Origin of the sequence: Phytobacter sp. V69 (assembly GCF_965644215.1) — a bacterium.
Lineage (GTDB): Bacteria > Pseudomonadota > Gammaproteobacteria > Enterobacterales > Enterobacteriaceae > Phytobacter.
Genome location: NZ_CBFFRL010000452.1, coordinates 1 through 947, shown reverse-complemented (window position 1 = coordinate 947; position 947 = coordinate 1). Strand labels below are relative to the sequence as shown.

Genomic DNA, 947 nt, shown 5'->3' with positions numbered 1-947 from the left:
GAATAGTCATGATAATAGGGCCTTCTGATTAGAAGGCCCTATTATCAATGATTTTTATCCTCGTGACGACACTATCTGGAAATTGTCTCTATTTTCGGCGTCGGGCTGGATGCGACAGACGTGGTTGCCGCGCATGAGCAAGGCGTTATTGTCACCCATACACCTGGCGTGTTGAGCGGCTGTGTCGCGGATACCGCACTGGGCCACATGCTTAACGTTTCGCGTCGCTACCATGTGGCCGATCGTTATTTGCGCGAAGGCCAGTGGCTCAGGGAGCATTTCCCGTCTTCATCGCGCGTGCACGGCAAAATTTGCGGCATCGCGGGCTTAGGGCTGGTTGGCCAGGAAGTGGCCAAACGCGCTCAGGCCTTTAATATGGCGATTCATTATTATGATCCCTTCACCAAACACGACACCTATAAACAGTTCGATACCTTAACCGCACTGGCGGAATCTGTGGATTTCCTCGTCCTGACACTGCCGGGCGGAAAACACACGCAGCATATTGTGAACAGTGAAGTTCTTTCTGCCCTTGGCCCGGACGGTATTCTCGTGAACGTTGCCAGAGGTACGGTTGTTGATACCCAGGCATTAATTACTGCCTTAACAAATAATACGATTCTGGGTGCGGGTCTCGACGTCTTTGAGGATGAGCCTAACGTCCCACTGGAATTGCTGGAGTTCGATAACGTTTTCCTGACGCCTCATCTGGCAAGTAATACCCGGGAAACCCGAGCCGATATGGCGAACCTTGCCGCGGCAAATATCAAAAGTTATTTCGAGAATGGCCAGGTCTTTACGCCGGTCAAACGCAAATAATATCGACTCAACGCAATCAGGTTGGATGCAAACATGACGAACACCCAAAGCAGCCCCGTCATTACCGATATGAAAGTCATTCCGGTCGCCGGACATGACAGCATGTTGATGAACATTGGCGGTGCGCA

At 51.2% G+C, this 947-nt stretch carries 1 protein-coding gene and 1 pseudogene; both read left to right on the top strand.

The window, feature by feature from the left end; translation table 11 throughout:
- Positions 1-75 precede the first annotated feature (75 nt).
- On the top strand, positions 76-819 hold the full coding sequence (locus ACSZPU_RS25915) for a 2-hydroxyacid dehydrogenase (protein ID WP_499004485.1): 744 nt from the start codon (positions 76-78) through the stop codon (positions 817-819).
- A gap of 33 nt (positions 820-852) precedes the next feature.
- Positions 853-947 (top strand): annotated as a pseudogene (locus ACSZPU_RS25910) (enolase C-terminal domain-like protein); the annotation flags it as partial.